The 25,898-nt window shown below is 70.4% G+C and carries 30 protein-coding genes and 1 tRNA gene; 13 read left to right on the top strand and 18 right to left on the bottom strand.

What is annotated here, in order from left to right:
• Positions 1-22: 22 nt before the first annotated feature.
• Genes hisD through ACK8OR_RS00205 form a run of 5 tightly spaced genes read right to left on the bottom strand, consistent with a single transcriptional unit; the run spans position 23 to position 3,706 of the window.
• Positions 23-1,327: a histidinol dehydrogenase gene (gene hisD / locus ACK8OR_RS00225; RefSeq protein ID WP_410187480.1), complete on the bottom strand. Its 1,305-nt coding sequence runs from the start codon at positions 1,325-1,327 to the stop codon at positions 23-25.
• A gap of 8 nt (positions 1,328-1,335) precedes the next feature.
• A complete protein-coding gene (locus ACK8OR_RS00220) occupies positions 1,336-1,845 on the bottom strand; it encodes a GNAT family N-acetyltransferase (RefSeq protein ID WP_410187479.1) in 510 nt (169 codons plus the stop codon).
• Positions 1,842-2,300, bottom strand: coding sequence for a DUF2948 family protein (locus tag ACK8OR_RS00215; RefSeq protein WP_410187478.1), 459 nt, complete (start codon positions 2,298-2,300; stop codon positions 1,842-1,844). Before ACK8OR_RS00215 ends, ACK8OR_RS00220 begins: the two co-directional genes overlap by 4 nt.
• Complete coding sequence (gene murA, locus ACK8OR_RS00210; RefSeq protein ID WP_410187477.1) at positions 2,293-3,567, bottom strand: UDP-N-acetylglucosamine 1-carboxyvinyltransferase; 1,275 nt, start codon at positions 3,565-3,567, stop codon at positions 2,293-2,295. Before murA ends, ACK8OR_RS00215 begins: the two co-directional genes overlap by 8 nt.
• Complete coding sequence (locus ACK8OR_RS00205) at positions 3,560-3,706, bottom strand: hypothetical protein (RefSeq protein WP_298430779.1); 147 nt, start codon at positions 3,704-3,706, stop codon at positions 3,560-3,562. Before ACK8OR_RS00205 ends, murA begins: the two co-directional genes overlap by 8 nt.
• Before the next feature lie 111 nt (positions 3,707-3,817).
• On the opposite strand from ACK8OR_RS00205, the gene ACK8OR_RS00200 reads away from it, so the two are divergent.
• A tRNA-Thr gene (locus tag ACK8OR_RS00200) sits at positions 3,818-3,892 on the top strand.
• 186 nt (positions 3,893-4,078) lie between these two features.
• On the opposite strand, the gene ACK8OR_RS00195 is transcribed toward ACK8OR_RS00200, so the two are convergent.
• Entirely contained in the window at positions 4,079-5,215 is a 1,137-nt protein-coding gene (locus ACK8OR_RS00195; protein WP_410187476.1) for an FAD-dependent monooxygenase, read from the bottom strand.
• A 12-nt stretch (positions 5,216-5,227) separates the two neighbouring features.
• Entirely contained in the window at positions 5,228-5,650 is a 423-nt protein-coding gene (gene dksA / locus ACK8OR_RS00190; RefSeq protein WP_298430775.1) for an RNA polymerase-binding protein DksA, read from the bottom strand.
• Between the two features lie 183 nt (positions 5,651-5,833).
• On the opposite strand from dksA, the gene ACK8OR_RS00185 reads away from it, so the two are divergent.
• The 8 genes from ACK8OR_RS00185 to ACK8OR_RS00150 all read left to right on the top strand — a co-directional run bounded on the left by ACK8OR_RS00185 (position 5,834) and on the right by ACK8OR_RS00150 (position 11,888).
• On the top strand, positions 5,834-6,673 hold the full coding sequence (locus ACK8OR_RS00185) for an AAA family ATPase (RefSeq protein WP_410187475.1): 840 nt from the start codon (positions 5,834-5,836) through the stop codon (positions 6,671-6,673).
• Positions 6,674-6,751: 78 nt separating this feature from the next.
• A complete protein-coding gene (locus ACK8OR_RS00180) occupies positions 6,752-7,117 on the top strand; it encodes an ArsR/SmtB family transcription factor (protein WP_410187474.1) in 366 nt (121 codons plus the stop codon).
• Positions 7,114-7,527 carry an SRPBCC family protein gene (locus ACK8OR_RS00175; RefSeq protein WP_410187473.1) on the top strand — a complete coding sequence of 138 codons (414 nt, stop codon included), beginning with the start codon at positions 7,114-7,116 and terminating at the stop codon, positions 7,525-7,527. Before ACK8OR_RS00180 ends, ACK8OR_RS00175 begins: the two co-directional genes overlap by 4 nt.
• Positions 7,528-7,880: 353 nt before the next feature.
• Positions 7,881-8,594: an outer membrane protein gene (locus tag ACK8OR_RS00170; RefSeq protein WP_410187472.1), complete on the top strand. Its 714-nt coding sequence runs from the start codon at positions 7,881-7,883 to the stop codon at positions 8,592-8,594.
• Between the two features lie 85 nt (positions 8,595-8,679).
• Positions 8,680-9,138, top strand: a complete 459-nt coding sequence (locus tag ACK8OR_RS00165; RefSeq protein WP_410187471.1) for a GNAT family N-acetyltransferase — start codon at positions 8,680-8,682, stop codon at positions 9,136-9,138.
• Entirely contained in the window at positions 9,135-10,499 is a 1,365-nt protein-coding gene (locus ACK8OR_RS00160) for a DUF2927 domain-containing protein (RefSeq protein ID WP_410187470.1), read from the top strand. Before ACK8OR_RS00165 ends, ACK8OR_RS00160 begins: the two co-directional genes overlap by 4 nt.
• A gap of 9 nt (positions 10,500-10,508) precedes the next feature.
• Positions 10,509-10,670, top strand: coding sequence for a hypothetical protein (locus ACK8OR_RS00155; RefSeq protein WP_410187469.1), 162 nt, complete (start codon positions 10,509-10,511; stop codon positions 10,668-10,670).
• A 33-nt stretch (positions 10,671-10,703) separates the two neighbouring features.
• On the top strand, positions 10,704-11,888 hold the full coding sequence (locus ACK8OR_RS00150; protein WP_410187468.1) for a vWA domain-containing protein: 1,185 nt from the start codon (positions 10,704-10,706) through the stop codon (positions 11,886-11,888).
• 9 nt (positions 11,889-11,897) lie between these two features.
• On the opposite strand, the gene ACK8OR_RS00145 is transcribed toward ACK8OR_RS00150, so the two are convergent.
• Positions 11,898-12,392 (bottom strand): DUF421 domain-containing protein, encoded by a 495-nt coding sequence (locus ACK8OR_RS00145; RefSeq protein WP_410187467.1) that lies wholly within the window; start codon positions 12,390-12,392, stop codon positions 11,898-11,900.
• 81 nt (positions 12,393-12,473) lie between these two features.
• On the opposite strand from ACK8OR_RS00145, the gene ACK8OR_RS00140 reads away from it, so the two are divergent.
• The 4 genes from ACK8OR_RS00140 (at position 12,474) to ACK8OR_RS00125 (ending at position 15,417) form a co-directional block, all read left to right on the top strand.
• The gene (locus tag ACK8OR_RS00140) at positions 12,474-13,166 is read left to right on the top strand and encodes a M48 family metallopeptidase (protein ID WP_410187466.1); all 693 of its coding nucleotides are present in this window, start codon (positions 12,474-12,476) and stop codon (positions 13,164-13,166) included.
• A gap of 143 nt (positions 13,167-13,309) precedes the next feature.
• Positions 13,310-14,173: a PfkB family carbohydrate kinase gene (locus ACK8OR_RS00135; RefSeq protein WP_410187465.1), complete on the top strand. Its 864-nt coding sequence runs from the start codon at positions 13,310-13,312 to the stop codon at positions 14,171-14,173.
• Complete coding sequence (locus ACK8OR_RS00130; RefSeq protein WP_410187464.1) at positions 14,173-14,565, top strand: VOC family protein; 393 nt, start codon at positions 14,173-14,175, stop codon at positions 14,563-14,565. Before ACK8OR_RS00135 ends, ACK8OR_RS00130 begins: the two co-directional genes overlap by 1 nt.
• A 141-nt stretch (positions 14,566-14,706) precedes the next feature.
• On the top strand, positions 14,707-15,417 hold the full coding sequence (locus ACK8OR_RS00125; protein ID WP_410187463.1) for a DUF502 domain-containing protein: 711 nt from the start codon (positions 14,707-14,709) through the stop codon (positions 15,415-15,417).
• Positions 15,418-15,419: 2 nt separating this feature from the next.
• On the opposite strand, the gene ACK8OR_RS00120 is transcribed toward ACK8OR_RS00125, so the two are convergent.
• The 10 genes from ACK8OR_RS00120 to ACK8OR_RS00075 all read right to left on the bottom strand — a co-directional run bounded on the left by ACK8OR_RS00120 (position 15,420) and on the right by ACK8OR_RS00075 (position 25,559).
• On the bottom strand, positions 15,420-15,698 hold the full coding sequence (locus ACK8OR_RS00120; protein WP_410187462.1) for a UBP-type zinc finger domain-containing protein: 279 nt from the start codon (positions 15,696-15,698) through the stop codon (positions 15,420-15,422).
• Positions 15,699-15,733: 35 nt separating this feature from the next.
• The gene (gene murD, locus ACK8OR_RS00115) at positions 15,734-17,122 is read right to left on the bottom strand and encodes a UDP-N-acetylmuramoyl-L-alanine--D-glutamate ligase (RefSeq protein ID WP_410187461.1); all 1,389 of its coding nucleotides are present in this window, start codon (positions 17,120-17,122) and stop codon (positions 15,734-15,736) included.
• A complete protein-coding gene (locus ACK8OR_RS00110; RefSeq protein ID WP_410187460.1) occupies positions 17,119-17,838 on the bottom strand; it encodes a transglycosylase domain-containing protein in 720 nt (239 codons plus the stop codon). The genes murD and ACK8OR_RS00110 overlap by 4 nt, the downstream gene beginning before the upstream one ends.
• Entirely contained in the window at positions 17,838-18,920 is a 1,083-nt protein-coding gene (gene mraY / locus ACK8OR_RS00105; protein WP_410187459.1) for a phospho-N-acetylmuramoyl-pentapeptide-transferase, read from the bottom strand. Before mraY ends, ACK8OR_RS00110 begins: the two co-directional genes overlap by 1 nt.
• A gap of 8 nt (positions 18,921-18,928) precedes the next feature.
• Positions 18,929-20,326 (bottom strand): UDP-N-acetylmuramoyl-tripeptide--D-alanyl-D-alanine ligase, encoded by a 1,398-nt coding sequence (locus tag ACK8OR_RS00100; protein WP_410187458.1) that lies wholly within the window; start codon positions 20,324-20,326, stop codon positions 18,929-18,931.
• The gene (locus tag ACK8OR_RS00095; RefSeq protein WP_410187457.1) at positions 20,323-21,777 is read right to left on the bottom strand and encodes a UDP-N-acetylmuramoyl-L-alanyl-D-glutamate--2,6-diaminopimelate ligase; all 1,455 of its coding nucleotides are present in this window, start codon (positions 21,775-21,777) and stop codon (positions 20,323-20,325) included. The genes ACK8OR_RS00100 and ACK8OR_RS00095 overlap by 4 nt, the downstream gene beginning before the upstream one ends.
• A gap of 62 nt (positions 21,778-21,839) precedes the next feature.
• Positions 21,840-23,573 carry a peptidoglycan D,D-transpeptidase FtsI family protein gene (locus ACK8OR_RS00090; protein WP_410189843.1) on the bottom strand — a complete coding sequence of 578 codons (1,734 nt, stop codon included), beginning with the start codon at positions 23,571-23,573 and terminating at the stop codon, positions 21,840-21,842.
• Positions 23,574-23,632: 59 nt separating this feature from the next.
• Positions 23,633-24,076: a cell division protein FtsL gene (gene ftsL / locus ACK8OR_RS00085; RefSeq protein ID WP_410187456.1), complete on the bottom strand. Its 444-nt coding sequence runs from the start codon at positions 24,074-24,076 to the stop codon at positions 23,633-23,635.
• 2 nt (positions 24,077-24,078) lie between these two features.
• Positions 24,079-25,053 (bottom strand): 16S rRNA (cytosine(1402)-N(4))-methyltransferase RsmH, encoded by a 975-nt coding sequence (rsmH, locus tag ACK8OR_RS00080; RefSeq protein ID WP_410187455.1) that lies wholly within the window; start codon positions 25,051-25,053, stop codon positions 24,079-24,081.
• Positions 25,050-25,559 carry a division/cell wall cluster transcriptional repressor MraZ gene (locus ACK8OR_RS00075; protein WP_298430736.1) on the bottom strand — a complete coding sequence of 170 codons (510 nt, stop codon included), beginning with the start codon at positions 25,557-25,559 and terminating at the stop codon, positions 25,050-25,052. Before ACK8OR_RS00075 ends, rsmH begins: the two co-directional genes overlap by 4 nt.
• Positions 25,560-25,898 lie beyond the last annotated feature (339 nt).

Raw genomic sequence — 25,898 nt, 5'->3', positions numbered from 1 at the left:
GGGTAAACTTGATCCCAGTCCACTATTCCCGGTTCAACCGGTCCAACCGCGCCTGCACCGATAGACCGTGCGCCTCGAGGCTTTCCGACCGCGCCAATCGAACCGCCGCCGGACCGACCGCGCGCAAACTCTCTGGCGTCATGCGCGCCAGCGTCGTCCGCTTGAGGAAATCCATCACCGACAGCCCCGACGAGAAGCGCGCCGATCGCGCCGTCGGCAGCACGTGGTTCGGCCCGCCGATATAGTCGCCGACGGCCTCGGGCGTCCACGTCCCGAGGAAGATCGCGCCCGCGTGGGTGATCCGCGCCGCCAACGCGTCGGGATCCGCCACCGCCAGTTCCAGATGCTCCGGCGCGATCCGGTTCGACAGCACCGCGGCCTCGTCCAGATTGCGCACGGTCACCACCGCCCCGAAATCGCGCCAGGACGCACCCGCGATCGCCCGCCGCTCCAACGTCTCCAGCCGGGCCTCGACCGCCGCCGCGACCGCCCGTCCGAAGCCCGCGTCGTCCGTGATCAGGATCGACTGCGCACTCTCGTCATGCTCGGCCTGGCTGAGCAGGTCGACCGCGATCCAGTCCGGATCGTTCTCGCCATCCGCGATCACCAGGATCTCGGACGGTCCCGCGATCATGTCGATCCCGACGCGCCCGAAGACGCGCCGCTTGGCGGCCGCGACATAGGCGTTGCCCGGCCCCGTGATCTTGTCGACCGGTGGGATCGTCGCCGTGCCGTAGGCCATGGCCGCCACCGCCTGCGCGCCGCCGATCCGGTAGACCTCATCGACGCCCGAAAGCCGCGCCGCCAAGAGGACCAGCGGGTTCAGCACGCCGTCCGGGCTCGGCACGCACATCACCAGCCGGCCCACGCCGGCCACCCGCGCCGGCACCGCATTCATCAGAACGCTCGACGGGTAGGAGGCGAGACCGCCGGGCACGTACAGCCCCGCCGCGTCGACCGGCCCCCAGCGCCAGCCGAGCGTCGCGCCGGTCTCGTCGGTCCAGCTGTCATCCGCGGGCCTCTGGCGTGCGTGGTAGGCCTCGATCCGCGCTGCCGCCAGTTCGAGCGCCGCGCGATCCTCGGGCGAGACTTCGGCCACGGCGGCGTCGATCTCGGCCTCCGACACGTGCATCCGGTCCGCCGTCAGCTCCAGCCGGTCGAACCGCGCCGTCAGCTCCAGCACCGCCGCGTCGCCCCGCGCGCGGACATCCGCGATGATCGCCGCGACCGCGTCATCCACGTCGGGCGCATCCTCGCGCTTCATGGTCAGGAGCGCGGCGAAGCGGGCGTCGAAGTCTGCGTCGGTCGTATCGAGGAACTGGGGCATGTCGCCCTCTAGCCCCGCCCCGCCCCGGCCTCAAGACAGCGCGTCATCAGGATGTCGGTCTCCGGTCCATCCGCACCCCGCACCGCGTCCGGTCTGCGGGCGACGTCGGAGAACCCGTTCCGTCGGTAGAAGGCGCGCGCGCGGGCATTGTTCTCGGCCACCCAGAGGTCGAGCCATGCGACGTCATGCCCGTGAGCGTGGGCCACGAGCGCGTCCATCAACGCCTGCCCCGCACCCGTCCCGTGATGGCGTGACGTGGCATAGAGCGGCCCCAGTTCCGCACGGTGGCGCAGGCTTGGGCGTTCTGTGCGAACGAGACTGCCGAACCCGATGAGATCGGTGCCGTCGAAGGCGCCCAGCAGATCGCCGTCCATCCGGGCCGCGATCGCATCTTCGCTCAGCGCCGCGGCCTCGGTCGCCGTCGTGATGAAGGCCGCAGGATGGGTGCGCGTCGCCTCGCGGAACAGCGCGGCCCAAGCTGGTCCGTCCGCCAATCCGAGCGGTCGGACCGTCGTCATGCGTCGTGGCTGGGCGTCCGGCCCGACGGCGCGGCATAGGGCCGCGTGACGTCGGACAGCGTCACGTCGAGGCAGTCGCAGGCCGCTTCGATCACGCCGTCGCCCGCAAAGGTCAGCCGCAACGCACCGTCGGCATCGGGGCCCGGCACCCATTCCACGGTCAGGAGCGACAGGATCGTATCCGCATCGCCCGGCACGACCCCTTGCCCGCGTACGTTTCGCACATCGGTCGCACGCAGCACGCAACGCACCCGTTCAGGCGTTCGCGCCCCATGCTCCCACCGAAAGCGGTTCAGAAGAAGGTCGAGCGTCCGCGCCTCCCGTGACCAGCGCATCTCCGAGGCGGGCAGGACCGCGTCCTGACACAGCGCCGCGACGATCTGCAGATCCTCGGGATCGGTCGCCCAGAGGCGCAGCGGTGCGCCGTCGGCATCGTGGAAGCGCGCGTCACTCATCGTCGCGCACCCGTTCGATCTTGGCGCCGACGGCCGAAAGCTTGCGGACGACATGCTCGTAGCCGCGGTCGAGGTGATAAACCCGGCCGACCCGCGTCTCCCCCTCGGCGGCGAGCCCGGCGAGGATCAGCGACACCGAGGCGCGCAGATCGGTCGCCATCACCTGCGCGCCGCGCAGCCGCTCGACGCCCGTGACCGTCGCCGTTCCGCCATGGACGTCGATCTGAGCGCCCATGCGGATCAATTCGGGGGCGTGCATGAAGCGGTTCTCGAAGATCTTCTCCTCCAGCATGCTGGTGCCTTCGGCGGTGCAGAGAAGCGCCATCATCTGCGCCTGCAGGTCGGTCGGAAAGCCGGGGAAGGGTTCGGTCTCGACATCGACCGCCTGGATGGGCCCGTTCGCGCGCGTCACGGTCAGGCCCTCGGGGCTCTCGGTCACCGACCCGCCCGCCGCCTCGATCTTGTCGCAGAAGGCGGAGAGCAGATCGCGCCGCCCGCCGAGGCACGTCACCTCGCCGCCCGCGATCAGCGGGGCCAGCATGTAGGTGCCGAGTTCGATCCGATCGGTCACGACCCGGTGCGTCGCGCCGTGCATCCGGTCGACGCCCTGGATCTCGATCGTGTCGGTGCCGTCGCCCGAGATCTGCGCGCCCATGGCTCGAAGGCAATCGGCAAGATCAACGATCTCAGGCTCTTGCGCGGCGTTCTTCAAGCGGGTCGTGCCCCGTGCCAGCGTCGCGGCCATCAGCGCGTTCTCGGTCGCACCCACCGAGACGAAGGGAAACTCGACATCCCCGCCGCGCAGCCCGCCCGACGGCGCCTTGGCGTGGACGTAGCCGTCGCGCAGGTCCAGGTCGGCCCCCAGCGCTTCGAGCGCCTTGAGATGAAGATCGACGGGCCGCGCCCCGATGGCGCAGCCGCCCGGCAGCGAGACGACCGCCTCGCCCAGCCGCGCCAGAAGCGGGCCGAGGACGAGGATCGAGGCGCGCATCTTGCGGACGATATCGTAATCGGCCCGCGCCCCGTTCAGCGCATGGGACGACATCGCCAGAACCAGCCCGTCCGAGAGCGGCGACACTTCGGCCCCGAGGCTTTCGAGCAGCGTCGACATCGTGCGGATATCCGACAGGCGCGGCGCATTGGTCAGCGTCAGCGGCTCGTCCGACAGAAGCGTCGCGGGCATCAGCGTAAGGCAAGCATTCTTGGCGCCGGCGATCGGGATGTCGCCCTTCAACGGGCCACCGCCCGTGACGATGATGCTATCCATTGTCGTTCTCCTGCTCGGCCGGCTTCTTCGGCGGCTCCTCCTCGTCCCGGGCCCGCGCCTGCGCCTTGCGCCGACCCATATTGGCCTTCAGCGCGGCCTTCAGCCGGTCTTCGCGGGTCTCGGGGGGTCGCTTCGCCATGCGCGGTCCTGTTGCCTCGCGCCGACATAGCGGGTGGCGGCACGGGGGTCCAGAGAGCCGCGCCTAGGGGGTTGCGGGGCCGCGCGGTTCGGTCTAATCCGCGCACCGGATGCTGTGGTAGCTCAGTGGTAGAGCACACCCTTGGTAAGGGTGAGGTCGAGAGTTCAATCCTCTCTCACAGCACCATCCTCCCGCAGGTTCGGCGGAGCCGAAACTGTCGGGTTTCTCCACAAGACCCCAGGCCCCGCGAATTCTGCGAAGCAGAAATCTGCGGTTCTATACGCCATCGTCGATGCACAAGGCGTCCGGCGGCGGGTTCAGCCTTATGGGACCGCCCTGCGGGTCCTCGTCACGACCGTCCGAGCCCGCACCCTACCCCTTCGTCACGTCATGCCCGTAGAGCCAATCATACCGCCGCGCCATCACGCCCGGCGCCACCCGGTCGAGAACGCGCAGCACGCCGTGCCCGACGACCCGACGCATCCCGCTCAGGTGATAGTTCGTCGCGTTCCCGCGCGCAGCAGCGAGGGCTCGTTCGACGCGGGTGCGTCGCGTCGCCTCCCAGGCCGCGGGATCATCCAGCCTGGCGGCGAGCGTCCAGGCATCCTCCAGCGCGAGGTTCGCGCCCTGCGCGAGGAACGGCAGCGTCGGGTGCGCCGCGTCACCGACCAGCGTGACGCGGCCCCGGGTCCAGCGCGGCGTCGCACCGTGATCCATCAGACCCCAGAGCTTCACCGTCTCGACCCGGTCCAAAAGGGCGCGGACCGGTGCCGCGAAGCCGCAAAAGGCCGCGCGCAGATGGTCGGGATCGTCGTCGATATCCCAGCCCTCGGGCGTCCAGTCGGCCCGCTCCTCGACGCCCACGATATTGAGACGGTCGCCACCGCGCAGCGGGTAGAGGACGAGGTGCCGCCCCGGCCCCATCTGGACCCGCGTTTCGTGCGGCCAGTCGGTCACCGGCAGCGTCGCGCGCCACGCGACCTGTCCGGTGAAGCGCCGCCCCTGCCCGGCGGCATGGTCCGGCGCCACGAAGGCGCGGGACGCGCCGCGCGCGCCGTCGGCCCCGATCAGGCGCACGTAGGGCCGGAGCCCGGCCGCCGTCTCCAGCCCCGCCTCGGTGACGCGCCGGACCTGTTGCCCGAGATGGAGTGTGACGCCCGCGTCCTTTGCCGCCGCCGCGAGGCCCGCGATCAGGTCCGCGCGATGCACCAGCCGGAAGGGTGCGGCGAGCGGCATCCGCAGGACGGGCCGCCCCGTGGGGCCGTCGACCAACGCGACGGTGCGGGATTCGATATGGGGGATGTCGACGTCCAGCGCGTCCAGCACGCGGGCCCCGTTGGGTGCGATCTGCAGGCCCGCCCCCACCTCCCGCAGGGCCGGGGCCTGTTCGATAACCTCGACGGCATGTCCGCGACGCGCGCAGGCGATCGCGGCAGCCAGCCCGGCGATACCCGCGCCGAGGATCGTGACGTCGGCCGTCACCGCGGGACGGCCGACCACATCGCGCATCGGCGCATCGCGTCAGTCGTCGCGATGCACCTTCTCGCGCCGCTCGTGCCGCTCCTGCGCCTCGAGCGACATGGTCGCGATGGGCCGCGCATCCAGCCGCTTGAGCGAGATCGGATCGCCCGTCACCTCGCAATAGCCGTACTCGCCCTCGTCGATGCGGCGCATGGCCGAATCGATCTTGGCGATCAGCTTGCGCTGGCGGTCGCGGGTGCGCAGTTCGAGCGCGCGGTCCGTCTCCTCGCTGGCGCGATCGGCGATGTCGGGGATGTTGCGCGCCGCGCCTTGCAGGCCGCTGATGGTGCGCTCGGTCTCGTCCAGCAGATCCGCCTTCCAGGCTTGCAGCTTGCGGCGGAAATACTCCGTCTGGCGCTCGTTCATGAAAGGCTCGTCCTCGGCGGGCGAGTAGTCGTTCGGAAGAAAGGTCTCGGCTTTCATTCGGTGGCTCCCTCACACCGGCCCGTTGCAGGTTTCAGTCCGTCTTGGATGGCGGGCCGGGGTCTGTGGGACGGCGCTTACATCACGTCACGTGCCTTGTCACGTCCTTCGCGGGTCCGGTCGGTTGCGCCCCATCGCCGCGCTGATAGGGTCGCGCGCGGACCGAATGGCACGGGGACCGACATGCGTTTCGAAGGCACCGAAGACTACGTCGCGACCGATGACCTGACGGTCGCGGTCAACGCCGCGATCACCTTGCAGCGTCCGCTGCTGGTCAAGGGCGAGCCGGGGACGGGCAAGACCGAGCTGGCCCGCCAGGTCGCCGCGAGCCTCGGCGTGCCGATGCTGGAATGGGCGGTGAAATCGACCACCAAGGCGCAGCAGGGCCTCTATGAATACGACGCCGTCTCGCGGCTCCGGGATAGCCAGCTCGGCGAGGCGCGGGTTCATGACGTCGCCAACTACATCCGCAAGGGCAAGCTCTGGCAGGCCTTCGAGGCGGATCGGCGCGTGGTCTTGCTGATCGACGAGATCGACAAGGCGGATATCGAGTTCCCGAACGATCTGTTGCAGGAGCTCGACCGGATGGAGTTCCATGTCTACGAGACGGGCGAGACGATCCGCGCCATCCATCGCCCCATCGTCATCATCACGTCCAACAACGAGAAGGAGCTGCCCGACGCCTTCCTGCGCCGCTGCTTCTTCCACTACATCCGCTTTCCCGAGATGGAGACGCTCAGGAAGATCGTCGGCGTCCATTTCCCCGACATCAAGTCACAACTCCTGACCGCCGCGCTGACCCGGTTCTACGCGATCCGCGACCAGCAGGGCCTGAAGAAGAAGCCGTCCACGTCCGAAGTTCTGGATTGGCTGAAGCTGATCCTCGCCGAGGATCTCTCGCCCGAAGATCTGGCCGCCGACGGCACCAACGCCCTGCCCCGGCTGCACGGCGCGCTTTTGAAGAACGAGGCGGACGTCCATCTCTTCGAGCGACTGGCCTTCATGGCGCGGGGTCAGCGCTAGGGGCGGCGAATGCCGTTGACATGATACCTATCGGTTTCATATGAAGAGATACCAGACGGTATCACTTCAGGAGCCGACATGACCCAGCCCCCGCCCCGGTCCGACCTGTCCGCCGGACCGCCCGCCCCCGCGTCCGAACAGGCCGGGTTCCGCGCGCTCGCCGATCCGACGCGCCGCCGCATCCTGCGGATGCTGGCCACCGACGACATGACCATCGCCGAGGTGGCCGACCGGTTCGACATGACCCGCGCCGCCGTCAAGAAGCACCTGACGATCCTCGAGGACGGCAACCTGATCTCGGTCCGGGCCGAGGGCCGCGCGCGCCGCAACGCCCTCAACGCGGACGGGCTCCGGCCCCTGTTCGACTGGTTCGGCGTCTTCGACGCCTTCTGGGACAGCCGTCTCGACAGGCTCAAATCCGCAATCGAAAAGGACGTCCAATGACCGATACGGTTCTCGAGAAATCCATCTATCTGCGCGCCACACCGGCCCGCGTATGGGCTTACCTGACCGAGCCGGCAAAGCTCGCCGTCTGGTTTCACGCGCCGAAATCTCCGCTCGTCGAAGGCACATACGAGATGTTCGGCACCGAAAGCGGCGACCGCCTGATGTGGGGCGAAATCCTCGTGGCCGATCCGTTCGAGCGGCTGGAATACACCTTCTCGATCAAGCAGATGGAAGGCGCCACGAGCACCGTGCGGTTCCGCCTGACCGAAGTCCCTGGCGGCACCAACCTGACGCTGCGCCACGAGGGGCTGCCGCAGGGGGCGGAGGCGTTCGACCTGACCCTCGCGCTCGACAAGGGTTGGGACGAGCATCTGGGACGCCTGCGCGCGGCGGCCCCCGACGCCTGAACCCGGCGCACGCGCCATTCACCACCCGTTAACCGCTCGGGCCCAGAACCCCACCTGTCGCGACATCCGGGCGGTGCTGACACCATCGCCCATTCACAGGACGGCTCCGCTTCGCGCGGGGTCGGGCCCGACCCCAGGCGGGGCGCCCCAACCGGCGTCCCGTGACGCGAGGGGCCGTCCCCCCGAACCGGGGTGGCGCCACCCCACCTCACGACCCCCGACGCGAGACGCCAGACCGACCGGCCCGGACAACGCGTCCTGCCGGCCCTTCGACGTGGCGTCAGGGTCGCGGCCGTCATGCAATCGACGCGCCCGCGCTTGCCCCGCGCCGCGCCCCCTGCCATTCGCGGCAGATGGCTAACGATTTCCGCACGCTCCGCGCCGCCCTCGTCGCCGCGATCCTGGTCTCTGCATCCTCCGGCATCGCCGTGGCCCAGGACATCTGGTCCGGCGGCCATGTCGGGATCGGGTTCGGCGTCGCGTCGGGGGGTGCCGACATTACCGGCACGCGCAACACCTACGACCTCAACCGCGCTGCCAACCGCGTCACCCATGGCGATGTCGGCCCGGTGGTCGAGCTCAGCGGCGGCTGGGACTGGCAGCGGGGCCAATTCGTGTTCGGGCTCGGGGCCGCGATCGCCGCCGCTCCGCTCGGATCGACGGTGCGGCTCGCCAATTCCGGGGCCGACGGGGCGATCGACGTGCTCGAAGTGGACTGGACCGGCCATGTGACCGCACGGATCGGCTATGCGACGGGGGACACGCTCGTCTACGCGCGCGGTGGTTGGGGCGCGGCGCAGATCGCCAATCTTGGCGGCGATATCGACGGCGGCCGCCTCGACGAAAACGACGCCTATCGCAGCGACACGGTCCGCTCGGGCCTCGCGCTGGGCGTGGGCTTCGAGCAGCGCGTGACCGAGCGCTGGTCGCTGCGTGGCGAGGTCATGCAAATCGACATCCCGTCCTTTCGCCGGGCCAATCGACAGGGCGCGCCCGGCTCGCAGGCCTACACCGTCGAGAACGGTCCGATCCGCAGTGCAACACTCGGGCTCTCCTATCGGTTCTGACGCCGCCGGACGGCCTCCGCGCCCCATTCCCGCCACATTGGACACCTAGCCTCGACGCAAAGCACGCAGATGCGGACGAGCAGTGATGGATATGGAAACGATCGGGCTCCGGCCCGTGGCGACGGGCGACCGTGACGCCTGGGGTCAGTTGTGGCGCGCCTATCTCGACTTCTACGGGACCGCCCTGCCCGACACGACCTACGACACCGCCTTCGACCGTCTGCTCTCGGACGATCCGGCCAGCTTTCGCGGCCGCCTCGCCTGGGCCGGGGACCGCGCCGTCGGGTTGGTCCACTGGGTGTTCCATCCGCATATGTGGCGCCCCGAGGGGACGTGCTATCTCCAGGATCTCTACACCGCGCCCGAGGCGCGCGGCCACGGCGTCGCCCGCCGCCTGATCGAGGCGGTCTATGCCGATGCCGACGCCCACGGCACGCCGCGCGTCTACTGGCTGACGCAGTCGCACAACCACGCCGCGCGCCGTCTCTACGACCGCATCGGCACTCTCACCGATTTCATCCGCTACGACCGGCCCGCCGCATGATGATCCGCGCCACGCTCCTGGCCGCCGCGATGGCCGTCGCCTCCTGCGCGCCGACCGGCGGGCCACAGGCCACCCGTGCCTCGGTCGCGACCATGTCCGACGCCCTGCCCGACGCCCGACGCTTCACCGGCGCGCCGCGCATCGCCGTCCCGGTCCAGCCCAACGGCCAGCTCGCGCGCGATATCATGGCGCTGTCGTTCCAGCTCGAGACCGGGCGCGCGCTGCCGGTCTTCACCCGCTTCGAAGGCCCGATCACCGTCGCGGTCGAGGGCGCGGCCCCGCCGACGCTCGGCCCCGATCTCAACGACCTGATCGCGCGCCTGCGCAACGAGGCCGGCATCGACATCCGCCGCGCGAGCAAGGGCGAGATGGGTTCGATCACGGTCTCCGCCCTGCCCCGCAAGACGCTCCAGCGCTTCGTGCCGGGTGCGGCCTGTTTCGTGGTGCCGCGCGTCGCGGGCTGGAAGGACTACCTCTCCAAGCGGCTCGGCCCCGCGACCGACTGGACCACGCTCAAGACCCGCCGTCGCGCCAGCGTCTTCCTGCCCGCCGACGTCTCCCCGCAGGAGATCCGCGACTGCCTCCACGAGGAGATCGCGCAGGCGCTCGGCCCGCTCAACGATCTCTACCGGATGCCCTGGTCGGTCTTCAACGACGACAACACCCACGTCGTGCTGACCAGCTTCGACATGCTCGTGCTGCGCGCGACCTATGACCGCGACCTCCGCTCGGGGATGAGTCAGGCGGACGTCGCCGCCCGGCTGCCCGCCATCCTCGCCCGGATCAATCCGCGCGGCCGCGTCGCCGATCGCGGGCCGGTCCCCGAATCGTCGCCCCAGTGGATCGCCTCGATCCGCGGCGCGCTCGACCCGCGCGGCTCCGAACGCGGCCGCCTGGCCCATGCGCAGAACGCGGTGACGCTGGCACGCGCGGCCGGCTGGCGCGACGAACGGCTGGCCTTCTCGCATCTCGCCCTCGGGCGCGCCGCGCTCAGCCGCGACGGCGAACTCGCCATCGCGTCCTTCCTCGAAGCCGGCAGTCTCTATGCGGCGGGTGGGGCCGACGGCATCCACGAGGCGCAGGTCGCGCTGCAACTCGGGGCCTTCGCGCTCTCCTCCGGCCAGCCGGACGCGGCCCTCGCCGTGCTCGACCGCGCCATCCCCGCAGCAGACGGCGCGCAGAACGCGGCCCTTCTCGCGACGCTCCTGCTGCTTCGGGCCGAGGCTGCCGAGATGCAGGGCGCGTCCGCCGCCGCCGCGCGCATCCGCCGCGAAGGCCTCGCCTGGGGCCGCTACGCCTGGGGCGACCGCGTCCTCGCCCTGCGCGTGGCCGAGGTTGCGGGTCTGGCACCGGGCGCGTAAGCCGCCCCCATGTTGCCGATCCTCACAGCCCTCATCGGCGCCGTCCTCGGCGCCCTCGCCGCCCGCCGCCGCCGCGGCTCGGGCTTCGACATGGCCCAATGGGCCGCCGTCTGGGCCATCATCGGCGGCCTCCTGGGCCTGATCGCGCTGATCATTCTCGCGCGGCTCTAGGCCCCGCCCGGCCGCCGCGCTAGAACCGCCGCCATGTTCCTGCGCTTCTTCCAGACCCTCCGCGAGGCCGGTGTCCCCGTCTCGCTCCGCGAGCATCTGACCTTCCTCGAGGCGATGGCCGCCGAGCTGGTGATCTACGACGCCGAAGGCTTCTATTACCTCGCCCGCAGCGCGCTGGTGAAGGACGAGCGTCATATCGACCGGTTCGACCGCGCGTTTTCGGCGACCTTCGCCGGGCTCGAGGACATCACCGCCGCCGACATCCTGAACGCCGTCGACCTGCCCGCCGACTGGCTGGAAAAGCAGGCCGAGAAGCACCTCACCCCCGAGGAGCGCGCCGAGATCGAGGCACTGGGCGGCTTCGACAAGCTGATGGAGACCCTGAAGCAGCGCCTGAAGGAGCAGCAGGGCCGCCACCAGGGCGGGTCGAAATGGATCGGCACCGCCGGAACCTCGCCGTTCGGCGCCTACGGCTACAACCCCGAGGGCATCCGCATCGGGCAGGACGAAAGCCGCCACCGGCGCGCCGTGAAGGTCTGGGATAAGCGCGAGTTCCGCAATCTCGACGACGGGGTCGAGCTGGGCACGCGCAACATCAAGGTCGCCCTCAAGCGGCTGAGGAACTGGGCCCGCGACGGCGCCGAGGACGAGCTGGACCTCGACGGCACGATCGGGGCCACTGCTCGGAACGGCTATCTCGACGTGCAGACCCGGCCCGAGCGGCGCAACGCGGTCAAGGTGCTCCTGTTTCTCGACATCGGCGGGTCGATGAACCCGTATGTGAAGGTCTTGGAGGAGCTGTTCTCGGCCGCCCGCGCCGAGTTCAAGACGCTCCAGCATTTCTACTTCCACAACTGCCTCTACGAAGGCGTCTGGACCGACAACCGCCGCCGCTGGGACGCGGTGACACCCACGCGCGACGTGCTCAACACCTACGGCCCCGACTACCGCGCGATCTTCGTCGGCGACGCGTCAATGTCGCCCTACGAGATCGCCTATCCGGGCGGGGCCAACGAGCATTGGAACGCCGAAGCCGGGCAGGTCTGGCTGGACCGTGCCCGCGCGCAATGGGCCTCGAACCTCTGGATCAACCCGCTGCCGCGCACGCATTGGGACGGCACCCATTCGGTGCGCATGATCCGCGAGATCTTCGAGGACCGTATGGTGCCGATGACCCTCGAGGGGCTGACTGCGGGCATGAAGATGCTGACCCGCTGAGCACCCGGCTCATCCGGTGCCGCGCACCCCGTCCAGCAGACCATCGTCCAGCGTCTCGCCATGGAGGACCGACACGTCGCCCGTCGCCTCCAGCACGACGGCGCGGACCATTCCGTAATCCAGCACGTTCGCCTCGCGCAGCTTCGCCCGCAGGTCGCCCTCGGTCACGCGGGTCCGCCGCAGCGCATCGTGCAGGATCGTGCCGTCCCGCATCAGGAGGACCGGATCGTTGTCGGCGACGTCCTCGACCGCGTCCCAGCGCGAACGCACCCACCCTATGATCCATTGGACCGCAAAAAGCGCCGCCATCGCCAGCACGCCCTGTCCCAGCGTGACACCCGGATTGACGACGGTCGCCGCCAGGACCGAGCCGAAGGACACGGTCACCGCGAAGTCGTAGCTCGACATCTTCGAGAAGGCGCGCAGCCCCGCCAGCCGCACGAACAGCACCATCACGGGTACGAGGACGGCTGCGTCCACGAAATAGGTCATCCAGTCCGGCATGTCGGTCCTCCCCTGCCCGTCTCGACGCGCGGGGGGCCCGCACGGTTCCCTTCGGCGCGCCCAGCCCCCATATCGAGGATCATGCTCAAGCTCCCCGCCCTCGCCCTCGCGATCGGTTACGGCCTCGTCCTCTGGCTCTTCTCGGCCTGGCGTCTCAAGCGCCAGATGGACCAGACCTCGACCCCGCTCGACGATCCCCGGCTGGCGCCCGTCCTCGCCCGCATGGCGAAGGTCCTCGAGGTCGAGCGCATCCGCGTCAACGTCCACGAGGTCGAGCCGGTGAACGGCCTCGCCGCGCCCGATGGCCGCATCTTCCTGACGCGCGGCTTCCTGCGAAAGCTCGATTCCGGCGCGGTGACGCCGGACGAGCTGGCCTCGGTCGTCGCGCATGAACTGGGGCACGTGGCGCTGGGCCACGCCCGGCGGCGGCTGATCGATTTCTCGGGCCAGAATGCGATCCGCGTCGTGCTGGCGGGCGTCCTCGGGCGCATCATTCCCGGCGTCGGCATCTGGATCGCCAACGCGGTCGCCTCGCTGGTGGCCGCCCGCCTCTCGCGGCAGGACGAATACGAGGCCGACGCCTATGCCAGCGCGCTCCTCGTCAAGGCCGGGATCGGGACGGCGCCGCAAAAGGCGCTCTTCTCCAAGCTCGAAAAGCTCTCGGGCCTCGGGGGCAACGGCGCGCCCGCCTGGTTGATGAGCCACCCGAAGACCGACGAGCGCATCGCCGCCATCGAGGGGCTCGAGCGCAAGTGGGGCATCGAGGGGCCCTGAGGCCTCGCCCACCCTCTTTGCTCCGAAAAGATGCCTGGGGGGGCCTGGGCGGCTGCCCCCCTCGCAACTCGGTCCGGGTCGCCCTCCCGCCCGCGCCGCGCCCGACCTTGCCCCCGCCGCGTCCAGCCGCCATCACTCCCGCCATGACGCCTGACCTTCTCTGCATCGGCTCGGTCCTCTGGGACATCATCGGCCGCGCCCCCGTCCACATGGAGCGCGGCACCGATGTCGGCGGGCGCATCACCCGCCTGCCCGGCGGCGTCGCACTGAACATCGCGATGGCCGCGCGCGCCTACGGGATGACGCCCGCGCTCCTCTCCTGCGTGGGCCGCGATCCCGAGGGCGAGGAGCTGGTCGCCGCACTCGGACGGCTGGGCCTCGTGACCGACACGCTCTATCGCTCCGACGACCTGCCCACCGACGTCTACATGGCGGTCGAGGGCGCCAACGGCCTGATTGCCGCCATCGCCGACGCCCATTCGCTCGAGGCGGCGGGCGACAAGATCCTTCGGCCGTTGGATGGTTTGGGCTTCGAGGGACCGATCGCGCTCGACGGCAACCTGACGCAGGACCTGCTGTCGCGGATCGCCACCGACCCGCGCTTCGCCGCCGCCGACCTGCGGATCGCGCCCGCCTCGCCGGGCAAGGCCGATCGGCTGATGCCGTTCCTCGGCCACGACGCCGCGACGCTCTACGTCAACCTGGAAGAGGCCGGCACCCTTCTTCACGCGCCCCAGCCCGACGCGCCCGCCGCCGCCGCGGCCCTGCGCGCCCGCGGCCTGCATCGGGCGCTGGTAACCGACGGGCCGCGCATGGCCGCCTGCGCCCATCCGGGCGGCGTGCTGACGCGGCAGCCCCGCGAGGTGATGGTGACCCGCGTCACCGGTGCGGGCGACACGTTCATGGCGGCCCATATCGCCGCCGAGGCGGGCGGGGCCGCGCCCGATGCCGCCCTCGAACGCGCGCTCGAGGCGGCGGCGATCTACGTGTCCGGCGACAGCTACTGATGGCGCCCCCGACGCTTCGGGTCGCGCGGGCGGCGACCGATCTCGACGCGCTCCTGCCATTCTACGTCGAGGGTCTCGGGTTCGACGTGCTCGTGCGGTTCATGGATCACGACGGGTTCGACGGGCTGATCCTCGGCCATCCGAACGCGCCTTGGCACTTGGAATTCACCCGCCACGGCGACGCGCCCGCCCCGCCGCCGCCCGGCCCCGAGAGCCTGCTCGTCCTCTACCTGCCCGATCCCGACGACTGGCGGGCGGCGACGGGCCGCATGGCGCGCGCCGGGTTCGCGCCGGTCCAGGCGGCGAACCCCTACTGGGACGCGCGGGGCCGAACCTATGCCGACCCGGAAGGCTGGCGCACCGTTCTTCAGAACGCGGCCTGGACCACCTGAGCGTCGCCGCATCGCCGGGCACCGCGCCCAAGCCCGCGGCACGCGGCGTGGCTCGGGGCGGCTGCCCCGGCGGCGGCTCAACCTGTCCTTGTTCCCGCCGGATGCGGGGAATATGTCGAAGCCGAAAGAGATCGAGATCCGATGCAGCTTGGCGACGACATCAAGGTGAAGCCGCCCCGCGCGGGGCTGCTGACCCGGCTCAGGAACAGCTTCCTGACCGGCCTGATCGTGATCGCGCCCGTGGGCCTGACCTTCTGGCTGATCTGGTCGGTGATCGGCTGGTTCGACAGCTGGGTCCTCCCCTTCGTCCCCGCCGCCTACCGCCCCGATATCTGGCTGCTGCAGCGCTTCGGCCTCGACGTCGACATCCGCGGGATCGGTGTGGCGTTCTTCTTCGTCTTCACCATCCTCGTCGGCTGGCTGGCCAAGGGCTTCATCGGGCGCTCGATCATTCGCTGGGCCGAAGGTCTGGTGCAGAAGACGCCGGTGATCCGCTCGATCTATGGCGGGCTCAAGCAGATCGCCGAGACGATCCTCGCGCAGGATCAGACCTCCTTCGAACAGGCTTGCCTGATCGAGTATCCCCGGCGCGGCGCCTGGGCCATCGCCTTCGTCTCGACCACCGCCAAGGGCGAGATCGCGGGCCGCGCGGCCGAACCCATGATGTCGGTCTTCCTGCCGACCACGCCCAACCCGACCTCGGGGTTTTTGCTGTTCCTGCCGGTCTCGGACATCATCATGCTCGACATGACGGTCGAGGACGCCGCCAAGCTCGTGATCTCGGCGGGGCTCGTCTACCCGGCCAGCCAGCTCCCGAAAGAGGTGCCCGAGGGCGCGACCGTCGTCAGCTGACCTCAGGTCCCGCGCGGCAACATCTGGTCGTCGACATAGCAGTAGGACCATATCTCGCGCGGCTCGGCCGAGGTGATGATCGGATGGCCCTCGCCATCCGCATGGGCGCGGGCGTGCCGGTTGGGGCTGTCGTCGCAGCAGAGCACCGCGCCGCAGCTCCGGCAGTGCCGCAGATGCAGCCAGTCGCCGCCGATCTTCACGCAATCCGCGCAGACCGCGCCGGCCTTCTCGTCCTCGGTCAGGCGCGGGCGGGTGATGGTATCGGTATGGGTGCAGGTCATGGCGCGGCTCTCCTTCGGCCCCGAGCCTGCGCGCCTCAGCCCGCGTCGTCCAGTGCCGCGACCCGCGCCGCGAAATCCTCGCCCCGCCGTTCGAAATTGTCGTATTGATCGAAGCTCGCCGCGGCGGGGGCCAGAAGCACCGTCTCGCCCGGCTCCGCATCCGTCGCCGCGCGTGCGACCGCCGTTTCCATGTCACCACAGATCTCGGTCTTGACCGGCCCCAGCGCCAGCGCAATCCCCGCCGCCTCGCGCCCGATGACATAGGCGCGGACGACGTGGCCGTAATGCGGATGCAGGCGGTCGAAGCCGCCCTCCTTGACCAGCCCGCCCACGATCCAGCGGATGCGCGGGAAGGCGGCCAGCGCCTGGGCGGCGGCGTCCACGTTCGTCGCCTTCGAGTCGTTGACGAACGTGACGCCACGGCGCTCCGCGACGACCTGGCTGCGATGCGGCAGCCCCGGATAGGAGCGCAGGCCCGCCTCGATCTCGCGCGGGCCCAGCCCAAGGCTGCGCGCCGCGGCCCAGGCGCAGCAGGCGTTCTGGTGATTGTGCCGCCCCGGCAGCCCCGGAATGTCGCGCAGATCGACCGACGCGACCTGCCGCCCCTTGCGCGTTTCGGCCAGCCAGCCCTTGCGCGCGGTCACCTGCCAGCCGGGCGTGGCCAACTTTCCGGTCGAGACGCGGATCACCCGATCGTCGCCCCGCGCCTCCTGCATCTGCATGGCAAGGAAACGGCCCTCGTTCTCGTCGACGCCGATCACCGCACGATCCGGCCCGCCTTCGGCAAAGAGCCGACGCTTGGCCGCGAAATAGCCCCCGAAGCCGCCATGACGGTCCAGATGGTCCGGCGAGAGGTTCGTGAAGACGCCTACATCGGGCGTCAGCGCGCGCGCCAGTTCGATCTGGTAGGAGGAGAGTTCGAGGACGATCACATCCTCCGGACCCGGCGGATCGAGATCCAGCACCCCACGCCCGATATTGCCCGCCAGATGCGCGGTGCGGCCCGCCTGCGTCAGGACGTGATGCAGCAGCGCCGAGGTCGTGGACTTGCCGTTCGAGCCGGTGATCGCGACGACGCGGGGCGCCTCGCCATCCCATCCCAGCGAGCGGAAGAAGAGGCCGATATCGTTGTCGACCGCCACGCCGGCGTCCCAAGCGGCGGCGATGGCGGGATGGGGTGCGGGGTAGAGATGCGGGATGCCCGGAGAAGTGACGAGGGTCGCCACGTCCTCGAATGCGCCCGCACGGGTCAGGTCGCGCAGCTCGAATCCCTCGGCCTCGGCCGCGTCCCGGCCCGCCGCGCCGTCGTCCCAAGCCAGCACATGCGCGCCGCCCGCCCGCAGCGCCCGCGCCGCCGTCAGCCCCGTGCGCCCGAGCCCGAGGACGGCGACCGTGGCACCGTCGAAGCCGCGCACCGGGATCACGCGCAGCCCTCGAGCCAGACGTCGCGCGGCCCGGTGGGCGCGCAGTCCCCCGCCCAGAGGCGCAGGATGCGCGCGACCCGCTCTTCACGCGCCTCCGTGTCCCGGCCCAAGGCCCCCGGGGCGATCAGCCGCGCGGTCAGGTCCGCGAACTCCGCATTCGTCAGGGCGGCGACGGGTCGGTCGTGCAGCACCTCGGCCGCGTCGAAGAACCCGATGCGCCATTGGCCTTCGATCGGCCCCATCTCGACCGTCTCGAGCCAGAGCGCGGCGATCTGCGCCTTGGTCATCCCGGTCTCGTAGCCCATGGCGAGACCGGACTGGCGCAGCTTGGCCCAACCCGGCTGGAATTCCTCGAACCCGACGCGCTTGGCGAGGCTCTGGGTCATCGTCGTGATCCCCGCCCCGGGCGTGGCGAGGTCGATGCCGCGATGTTCGTGAAAGCCGGGATCCTGTACTTCGAGCAGCCGGTCGAGTCGCCCCTCGCCCAGCGCGTCGCCGCCCCGGCCTTCGGCGATCAGCGCATCCGCACGCGCGGCATGGTCGGGTGCCACGGCCCGCCCGTCGAGATAGCCGCGCCCGACCGGCAGCGCGAGGATCGCGAGCCCGGCGAGGACAGCGACCGCCCCGTAGCGCGCGGCCTTGGTCGACAGCGCGAGGGGATTGCGCGCAGGCCGCGTACCCCCTGCCTTGTCGCTGCCCTCGCCCCAGAGGCCCATCAGCGGACCTTCAGCGTGGCAAGCCCGATCAGCGCGAGGATCAGCGCGATGATCCAGAAGCGGATCACGACCTGCGGCTCGGCCCAGCCCTTCTTCTCGAAATGGTGGTGGATCGGCGCCATCAGGAAGACGCGTTTGCCGGTCGATTTGAAATAGAGGACCTGGATGATGACCGAGAGCGCCTCGACCACGAAGAGGCCGCCGATGATGGCCCAGACCAGCTCGTGCTTGGTGACGACGGCGATGGTGCCCAGCGCGCCGCCCAGCGCCAGCGAGCCCGTGTCGCCCATGAAGACCGCCGCGGGCGGCGCGTTGTACCACAGGAACCCGAGCCCCCCGCCGATCAACCCGGCGCAGAAGATCAGAAGCTCGCCCGTGCCCGGCACGTAATGCACGCCGAGATATTCGGTGAAGTCGGTGCGCCCCACGGCGTAGGCGATGACCCCAAGGGTGCCCGCGGCGATCATCACCGGCATGATCGCCAGCCCGTCCAGCCCGTCGGTCAGGTTCACGGCGTTGGCCGAGCCCACGATCACGATCATCGCGAAGGGGATGAAGACCCAGCCCATGTTCAGAAGGACGTCCGCGAAGACCGGGAAGGCGAGCTGGTTCTCTAGCTCAGGTGGGTGGACCCAGACCGCGACCAGTCCCGCGACCAACGCGATCACGAAGCCCAGCGCCAGCCGCACGCGGCCCGGCACGCCCTTGGCGTTGCCCGCCGAGACCTTGGCGTAGTCGTCGACGAAGCCGATGGCGCCGAAGGCGATGGTCACGAAGAGCACGAGCCAGACATAGGGGTTGTCGAGCCGCCCGAACATCAGCGTGGCGACCGTCACCGCGCCGAGGATCAGGACCCCGCCCATGGTCGGCGTGCCCGCCTTGGCGAAATGCGTCTCGGGGCCGTCGTCGCGGATCGGCTGACCCTTGCCTTGCCGGCGACGCAGGAGGTCGATCAGCGGTCGCCCGAAGATGAAGCCGAAGATGAGGGCGACGAAGAACGCGCCGCCCGCGCGAACGGTGATGTAGCGAAAGAGGTTGAAGACGTCGCCGCCATCCGAGAGCTGGGTGAGCCAGTAGAGCATGTGCGGTCCTAGTCCTTCGGAGTGGAGGCGTCGGCCTCGCCCAGGGCGCGGAGACCCGCGACCAGCTTGGCCATCTTCATCGAAAGCGAGCCCTTCACAAGCACGGCGTCGCCGGGTCGCACCATGTCGCGCAGGTCACGCAGCAGCGCGTCGCTCGTATCGACATGCCGACCACGCGCATCGCCCGGAAGCGCGTCGTGCAGATGCCGCATCAGCGGGCCGACCGTATGGATGCGGTCGAGCGCGGCCAGCCCGTCGTGATCGGCCAGCGCGGCATGGCGGTCGGGTCCGGTCGGCCCCAGCTCCTTCATGTCGCCGAGGATCGCGATGCGGCGGGCGCGGGGCGGCACCGGCGTCGCGGCCAGAAGGTCCAGCGCCGCGCCGACCGAAGCCGGGTTGGCGTTGTAGGCGTCGTCGATCAGGTCGACCTGCGGCTCGTCGGGATGGAGGACCAGCGCGTGCCGCTGGCCGCGCCCCGCGGGCGGAGTCCAGTCGGCGAGCGACAGCGCGGCGAGCGCCACGTCGCCCCCGGCCTCGTGGATGGCGGCCAGAACGGCCAGCGCGTTCAGCGCGAAATGCGCACCCGGCGCGCCGACGCGGAACAGCACCTCGCCCAGAGGCGTCATCGCGCGACAGGCGGTTCCGTCGGGGCCGGGATTGGCGTCGATCAGCCGCCAATCCGCCGCCCCCGCCCACCCGAACGAGACGGTGCCCGCCCGCGCGAGGATGTCGGAGGTCTCGAGATCGGCATTCCAGATCGCGGCCCCGCCGGGGCGCAGCCCGCCGAAGATCGCCGCCTTCTCGCGCGCGATGCCGGGCACGCCGTCGGCGAAGGCCTCGAGATGCACAGGCGCGACATTGGTGACCATGGCGACATCGGGCGCGGCCAGTGCCGCCAGGGGCGCGATCTCGCCGGGATGGTTCATGCCGATCTCGATGACCGCGAAATCGGCATCGGCGGGGCATCCGGCCAGCGTCAGCGGCACGCCCCAATGGTTGTTGAAGGATTTGACGGCGGCATGGACGCGGCCCTGGCGGGCGAGCGCATGGCGCAGCATCTCCTTGGTCGAGGTCTTGCCGACGCTGCCGGTGATGGCGATGACCCGCGCGGACGTGCGCGCGCGCCCCGCGCGACCCAGCGCTTCCAGACCTGTCTGCACCTCCGGCACCACGAGACAGCGCGCCGCGTCGATCCCGTCCGGCACGCGCGAGACGAGCGCCGCGGCCGCCCCGGCGGCGAGGGCGTCGGCGACGAACTCATGCCCGTCGCGCGCGGCCGTCAGCGCCACGAAGAGATCGCCGGGCGCGAGCGTGCGCGTGTCGATGCTGAGGCCGGTTGCGGCCCAGTCGCTGGTCGCGGTGCCACCCGTGGCGGCCGCGGCATCGGCTGCGGTCCAAAGCGTCATGCCTCGCGGCCTTCGAGGGCGGCGACGGAGATCGAGGCCTGTTCGACATCGTCGAAGGGCAGCACCATGTCGCCGACGGTCTGGCCCGTCTCGTGCCCCTTGCCCATCACCAGAAGCGCGTCGCCGGGTTCGAGCTCGCCCGCGCCGCGCAGGATCGCTTCGGCGCGGTCACCGATCTCGGTCGCGCCGGGCGCGCCCTGCATCACGGCGGCGCGGATGGCCGCCGGATCTTCGGAGCGGGGATTGTCGTCGGTCACGATCACGGCGTCGGCATGCGACATCGCAGCCTCGCCCATCAGCGACCGCTTGCCCGTGTCGCGGTCGCCGCCCGCGCCGATGATGGCCACGATGCGGCCCATCACATGGGGGCGCAGCGCCTGCAGCGCGGTGGCGATGGCGTCGGGCGTGTGAGCGTAGTCGACGAAGACCGCGGCCCCGTTGTCGCGCGTCGCGGCCAGCTCCATCCGGCCGCGCACACCCTCGAGCTTGGCCAGCGCGCGGAAGACGGCCTCGGCCTCCTCGCCCGCGCCGATCGCCAGCCCCGCCGCCAGAAGCGCGTTCGCCGCCTGGAAGCCGCCAATCAGGTCGAGCCGGGCGGTATGGGCGTGGCCCTGCCACTGGAACAGGACATCCTGCCCTGTTGCGTCGAAGCGCTGGCCGGTCAGTCGGATGCGCGCGTCATCGTGACGGCCGACGCCGATCACCTCCTGTCCGCGCGCGGTGCAGGCGGCGGCGAGGTCGGGGCCGTGCGGGTCGTCGAGATCGATCACCGCGACGCCATCGCCGGGCAGGATGCGGTCGAAGAGCCCGGCCTTGGCGTCGAAATAGGCCTCCATCGTGCCGTGGTAGTCGAGATGGTCCTGCGTCAGGTTGGTGAACCCCGCGGCGGCGAGGCGCACGGCCTCGAGGCGGCGCTGGTCGAGCCCGTGGGACGACGCCTCCATCGCGGCATGGGTGACGCCGAACTCGGCCATCTCGGCCAGCAGGCGGTGCAGCGTGATGGGCTCGGGCGTGGTGTGGGTGGCGGGGGCGTGGAAGGCGCCCTCGACCCCGGTGGTGCCGATATTGACGGCCTGGATGCCCAGCGCGTCCCAGATCTGGCGCGTGAAGCTGGCGACGCTGGTCTTGCCGTTGGTGCCGGTGACGGCGACGACCGTCTCGGGCTGGCGTCCGGCGATCAGCGCGGCGGCGAAGGCGAGGGCCGCGCGCGGGTCCTCGACCACGATGACGGGGGCGACATCCCCGGCGACGGCGGCGCCCGCGGGGTCGGTCAGGATCGCGACGGCACCACGCGCGACCGCGTCGGCGGCGAAGCGCGCGCCGTGGGTCTTCTCGCCGGGCAAGGCAGCGAACAGGTCGCCGGGGCGGACGCGGCGGTTGTCGACGGCCAGGCCCGACACGCGCAGGTCCGATGGTCCCGTCAGCCCCAGTTCCGCCAGTGTCCTGATCATGGCGCCCTCGCCCGTGCCTCGTATCGCGCGCCCGGATTATCCCGCCCGGCGCGCCCCGTCCATCAGCGCAGACCCGCCTGTGTCAGATATGCACCGAAGGCATCCTGTGCGGGGTCGAAATCGGGCCGCATCCCCAGAAGCGGGCCGACGCGCGCCGTGATCTCGGACGCCACCGGCACCGCCGTCCAGCCCGCGGTGCGGCGCCGCTCGCCCGCCGCGTCGATCTCGGGCTCGTCCAGCGTGACGACGAGGACGAATTTCGGATCCTGCGCCGGGAAGACGCTGGCGAAGGTGGTGATGACCTTGTCATCCCAATAGCCGCCCGTGTGCTTGGGCTTGTCGGCGGTCCCGGTCTTGCCGCCGACCTGGTAGCCGGGCACCTCGCCCATGGAGGCGGTACCGCGCATCACGACCTGTCGCAGCATGTGCCGCGCTTCGGCCGAGACGCGCGTGCTGACGACCCGCGCGCCGGGATCGGGCACGGCGCTCCGGGCCAAGAGCGTCGGGCGGACCCGCGTGCCGCCGTTCAGGAGCGAGGCGTAGCCCTGCGCGAGATGAAGCGGCGAGGCCGAGAGGCCGTGGCCGTAGCTGATGGTCATGGTCGAGATCTCAGGCCAGCGCGTCGGGACGAGCGGGCGGGCGCCGGGCGCCTCGGTCAGCTCGATCGCGGTCGGCTCGAAGAAGCCGAGCGCGCGCAGGAAGTCCTGCTGCCGTTTGGCGCCGATATCGAGCGCCATGCGTGCGGTGCCGATATTCGAGGATTTCACGATCACGTCCGTCACCGAGAGGCGCGGCCCGTAATCGTGGAAGTCGCGGATGCGGTGGCGCCCCTGGCGAAGCGGCCCTTGGGTGTTCACCATCGTGCCCGCGTTGGTCAGCCCCAGTTCGAGGCTCTGGGCGGCGGTGAATATCTTGAAGGTCGAGCCCAGCTCGTAGACGCCCTGCACCGCGCGGTTGAAGAGCGGGCTGTCGGCCGGATCGCCCTCGGTCGCGGGGCGCGGTCGGTCGTTCGGGTCGAAATCGGGCAGACTGGCGAGCGCGACGACCTCGCCCGTATGCACGTCCATCAGGATCGCGGCCGCGCCCTTGGCGTTCATCAGGCGCATGCCCCCCGAAAGGACCTGCTCCAGCGCGGTCTGCACCGACAGGTCGATGCTCAGGCGCAGGGGCGCGCCCTGCTGGGCGGGATCGCGGAGGTAGTCGTCGAACACGGCCTCGACGCCTGCGATGCCCTTGATCTCGGCGGCGCGGACGTCCTGCTCGCCGTAGCGGGCGCCGCCCAGCACGTGGGAGGCGAGCGGCCCGTTGGGATAGAGGCGCATCTCGCGCTCGCCGAAGAGAAGCCCCGGCTCGCCCAGGTCGTGGACGGCCTGCTGCTGCTCGGGCGAGATATTTCCCTTGAGCCAGAAGAACTTGGACCCGCTCTGGAAGCGGCGGGACCAGACCGAGGCGTCCATGTCCGGGAACACCCGAGACAGGCCCTCGGCGGCGGCGACCGGATCGACCATCAGATGCGGCTGCGCATAGAGCGCGGTGGCCACGACGTTCGTCGCCAGCACGCGGCCCGTGCGGTCGGTGATGTCGGACCGCTCGGACACGATGGAGGCCCCGGCGCGGGCGCCGATCGACGGCTCGCGCGCCTCAGAGGCCGAGATCGCGCCCATCTTCAGCCCGATCGCGGCGAAGCCCACCAGAAAGCAGGCGGCGGTGAACTTGAGGCGACGTTCGGCCCGCAATCGGACGCGTTCGGGCGCTTCGCGGGGCACGGCGACCGGCTCAACCCGGGCGCGCGGAATCGTGGGAACGACCGGCTGGAACGGGTCGGTGGCGACGGCGGGACGACGGCGGCGGCGGATCACGGCAACTGCTCCCCGTCATCGGCCAGCGTCGGCGGCGCGATCAACGCAGGCGCCGCATCGGCGCCGAAGCGGTGGTTCATGATGATGACCTCGCCCAGCTTCTCGTCCAGACCCTCATCGGCGGCCCAGACGGTTGGAAAGGCGGGCGTCGCGGGGGGCGGGAACGGGATCTGCTCGGCCAGCGCGAAATGGTCGGCCTGCAGCGGCATCAGCCCGAGCCGCTCGAAATTCATCTCGGTCAGCGCCGTCAGGCGATCGGGGCGGTTCAGGTAGGCCCATTCGGCGCGCAGCATCGACAGCTCCTGATGCCGGGCGCCGATCTCGCGTTTGAGCTGGGCCACCTGCCGCTCGGTGTCGCGGGTGTCGTAGCCCTCGCGATAGGCCCAGAAGGCGAGACCCACGACGGCGGCGATGGACAAGGCGTAGAGAAGACCGCGCATCGTCAGATCCCCTCGACCGGGTCGGGTAGACCCAGCGTCCGGCGGTCGACCTCGCCCGCGGGCGCATCGGTGCGGCGGGCGACGCGCAGCCGGGCCGAGCGGGCGCGCGGGTTGTTCGCGACCTCCTCGGGGCTGGGCGCGATGGCCTTGTGGATCACGTCGAAGGCTGGGTTCCGGGGCGGCTGGGGGGCCGCGTGGCGCGATCCGCCGCCGCCCGCGTCGGAGCGGTCGGCAAGGAAGCGTTTGACGGCGCGGTCCTCGACCGAATGGAACGTGACGACGGCCAGCCAACCGCCCGGCGCGAGCGCACGCTCGGCGGCCGACAGACCGCGCGCCAGCTCGCCGAACTCGTCGTTCACTGCGATGCGGATCGCCTGGAAGCTGCGGGTGGCGGGATGGGACTGGCCGGGCTTCTGGCGCGGCAGGTTGGCGGCGACCGTCTCGGCCAGGTCAAGCGTCGTCTCGAACGGGGCCTCGTCGCGCCGCCGCACGATGGAGCGGGCGATGCGGCGGGCGGCCCGCTCCTCGCCGTAGCGGTGCAGGATGTCGGAGAGGAGCGCTTCGGGGGCCGTGTTGACGACATCGGCGGCACTGGGCCCGTCATCCCCCATCCGCATGTCCAGCGGGCCGTCCCGCATGAAACTGAAGCCGCGCTCGGCCTGGTCGAGCTGCATCGAGCTGACCCCGAGATCGAGGACCACACCATCGAGATCGCGCGCGACCTCGTCCATCCGCGAGAAAACCGTCTTCACCAACTCGACCCGTCCGTCTGCCCATTCGCGCGCCATCTGGTGGGCCGTCGGATCGCGGTCGAGACCGATCACCCGGTCCGCCCCCGCTTCCAGCAGCCCCCGCGTGTATCCGCCGGCGCCCATGGTGCCATCCAACCAGACGCCACGGACGGGGGCCACGGTTTCGAGGATCGCCGACAGCAAAACGGGGACATGTGGCGCCCCGGACTCACTCGGTGCGGTCACGATGCGGCGGGCGGCGTGTCGGACGGAAGCAGCCGCGTAATCGAGAAACCTTCCGGCAGTTCGCCCAGCCGGGTCTTCAGCGGGTTGGCCGCCACTTCGGGCACCTGCGGCGACAGGATGCGGAAGGTGCGGCCCTTCGAGGCGAAGACCGCCTCGTCGCCGATGCCGACCTGATCGCGCAGCGCGCGGGGCAGCACGAGCCGCCCGCTATCGTCGATGCTGAGCGTTTCGACGAAGGTATAGAAGTAATCCTCGAGGACCTCGCGGTCGGGGTGACCGTCGGGCAAACGCTCGATCTTGGCGTCCTCCTCGGCCAGCGCCGCGACCGAATAGCAGGTCAACCAGGGGTTGCGCGTATCGCCGTAGAGAACATGGACGCGGGCGTTCGTGCCCGGCTCGCGATCGGGGTCGGCGGCATCGAGGACGCGGCGAAAATCCGCCGGGATGGATACCCGGCCCTTGCCATCGACCTTGTGCGTGCTGTTGCCTCGAAAGCGGAGCGTCACCGATCTTGTCCGTTTCGGCGTATGCGGGGAGCACACGCCAGGGTTGAATTCGTCCCCCGGACGTAAAAAGGCGGACCGGGTGTCTGCCAATACCCGGTCCGCCTTGGTGTCCCGTTGCCGGGCGTCCTTGGCGCGCTGTCACCTGGGGGGATGTCTGCCACGGCGCGCTTTGGATCTTTTCGTCGTTCAGAGACGAAGGGGGGTGCCTGTTTTAACCTGCCTCAACTCGATTTGGGGGTCTGAAGTCTTCGCTCCGTAGCCACCCTCTGCTCTGTGAAATCTTGATGCCAGAGACGGACCGCCCTGGGAACCCATTTTATGCCACTTTGCGCCACCAAA

Origin of the sequence: Jannaschia halovivens, assembly GCF_046452375.1 — a bacterium.
Classification (GTDB): domain Bacteria; phylum Pseudomonadota; class Alphaproteobacteria; order Rhodobacterales; family Rhodobacteraceae; genus Jannaschia; species Jannaschia halovivens.
The sequence above is the reverse complement of the archived record's forward strand: the minus strand, read 5'-3'. Positions and strand labels throughout refer to the sequence as shown.

Excerpts from the sequence above, each read along its gene's own strand:
- dksA (WP_298430775.1), bottom strand. The coding sequence starts at position 5,650 with ATGAAAGCCGAGACCTTTCTTCCGAACGACTACTCGCCCGCCGAGGAC.
- ACK8OR_RS00195 (WP_410187476.1), bottom strand. The coding sequence starts at position 5,215 with ATGCGCGATGTGGTCGGCCGTCCCGCGGTGACGGCCGACGTCACGATC.
- ACK8OR_RS00170 (WP_410187472.1), top strand. The coding sequence starts at position 7,881 with ATGGCTAACGATTTCCGCACGCTCCGCGCCGCCCTCGTCGCCGCGATC.
- ACK8OR_RS00100 (WP_410187458.1), bottom strand. The coding sequence starts at position 20,326 with ATGACGCTTTGGACCGCAGCCGATGCCGCGGCCGCCACGGGTGGCACC.
- murA (WP_410187477.1), bottom strand. The coding sequence starts at position 3,567 with ATGGATAGCATCATCGTCACGGGCGGTGGCCCGTTGAAGGGCGACATC.
- ACK8OR_RS00150 (WP_410187468.1), top strand. The coding sequence starts at position 10,704 with ATGTTCCTGCGCTTCTTCCAGACCCTCCGCGAGGCCGGTGTCCCCGTC.
- ACK8OR_RS00215 (WP_410187478.1), bottom strand. The coding sequence starts at position 2,300 with ATGAGTGACGCGCGCTTCCACGATGCCGACGGCGCACCGCTGCGCCTC.
- ACK8OR_RS00165 (WP_410187471.1), top strand. The coding sequence starts at position 8,680 with ATGGATATGGAAACGATCGGGCTCCGGCCCGTGGCGACGGGCGACCGT.
- ACK8OR_RS00185 (WP_410187475.1), top strand. The coding sequence starts at position 5,834 with ATGCGTTTCGAAGGCACCGAAGACTACGTCGCGACCGATGACCTGACG.
- ACK8OR_RS00125 (WP_410187463.1), top strand. The coding sequence starts at position 14,707 with ATGCAGCTTGGCGACGACATCAAGGTGAAGCCGCCCCGCGCGGGGCTG.
- ACK8OR_RS00205 (WP_298430779.1), bottom strand. The coding sequence starts at position 3,706 with ATGGCGAAGCGACCCCCCGAGACCCGCGAAGACCGGCTGAAGGCCGCG.
- ACK8OR_RS00145 (WP_410187467.1), bottom strand. The coding sequence starts at position 12,392 with ATGCCGGACTGGATGACCTATTTCGTGGACGCAGCCGTCCTCGTACCC.
- ACK8OR_RS00220 (WP_410187479.1), bottom strand. The coding sequence starts at position 1,845 with ATGACGACGGTCCGACCGCTCGGATTGGCGGACGGACCAGCTTGGGCC.
- ACK8OR_RS00130 (WP_410187464.1), top strand. The coding sequence starts at position 14,173 with ATGGCGCCCCCGACGCTTCGGGTCGCGCGGGCGGCGACCGATCTCGAC.
- ftsL (WP_410187456.1), bottom strand. The coding sequence starts at position 24,076 with ATGCGCGGTCTTCTCTACGCCTTGTCCATCGCCGCCGTCGTGGGTCTC.
- mraY (WP_410187459.1), bottom strand. The coding sequence starts at position 18,920 with ATGCTCTACTGGCTCACCCAGCTCTCGGATGGCGGCGACGTCTTCAAC.
- ACK8OR_RS00110 (WP_410187460.1), bottom strand. The coding sequence starts at position 17,838 with ATGGGCCTCTGGGGCGAGGGCAGCGACAAGGCAGGGGGTACGCGGCCT.
- ACK8OR_RS00135 (WP_410187465.1), top strand. The coding sequence starts at position 13,310 with ATGACGCCTGACCTTCTCTGCATCGGCTCGGTCCTCTGGGACATCATC.
- ACK8OR_RS00140 (WP_410187466.1), top strand. The coding sequence starts at position 12,474 with ATGCTCAAGCTCCCCGCCCTCGCCCTCGCGATCGGTTACGGCCTCGTC.
- ACK8OR_RS00175 (WP_410187473.1), top strand. The coding sequence starts at position 7,114 with ATGACCGATACGGTTCTCGAGAAATCCATCTATCTGCGCGCCACACCG.
- ACK8OR_RS00160 (WP_410187470.1), top strand. The coding sequence starts at position 9,135 with ATGATGATCCGCGCCACGCTCCTGGCCGCCGCGATGGCCGTCGCCTCC.
- ACK8OR_RS00155 (WP_410187469.1), top strand. The coding sequence starts at position 10,509 with ATGTTGCCGATCCTCACAGCCCTCATCGGCGCCGTCCTCGGCGCCCTC.
- hisD (WP_410187480.1), bottom strand. The coding sequence starts at position 1,327 with ATGCCCCAGTTCCTCGATACGACCGACGCAGACTTCGACGCCCGCTTC.
- ACK8OR_RS00180 (WP_410187474.1), top strand. The coding sequence starts at position 6,752 with ATGACCCAGCCCCCGCCCCGGTCCGACCTGTCCGCCGGACCGCCCGCC.
- ACK8OR_RS00095 (WP_410187457.1), bottom strand. The coding sequence starts at position 21,777 with ATGATCAGGACACTGGCGGAACTGGGGCTGACGGGACCATCGGACCTG.
- ACK8OR_RS00120 (WP_410187462.1), bottom strand. The coding sequence starts at position 15,698 with ATGACCTGCACCCATACCGATACCATCACCCGCCCGCGCCTGACCGAG.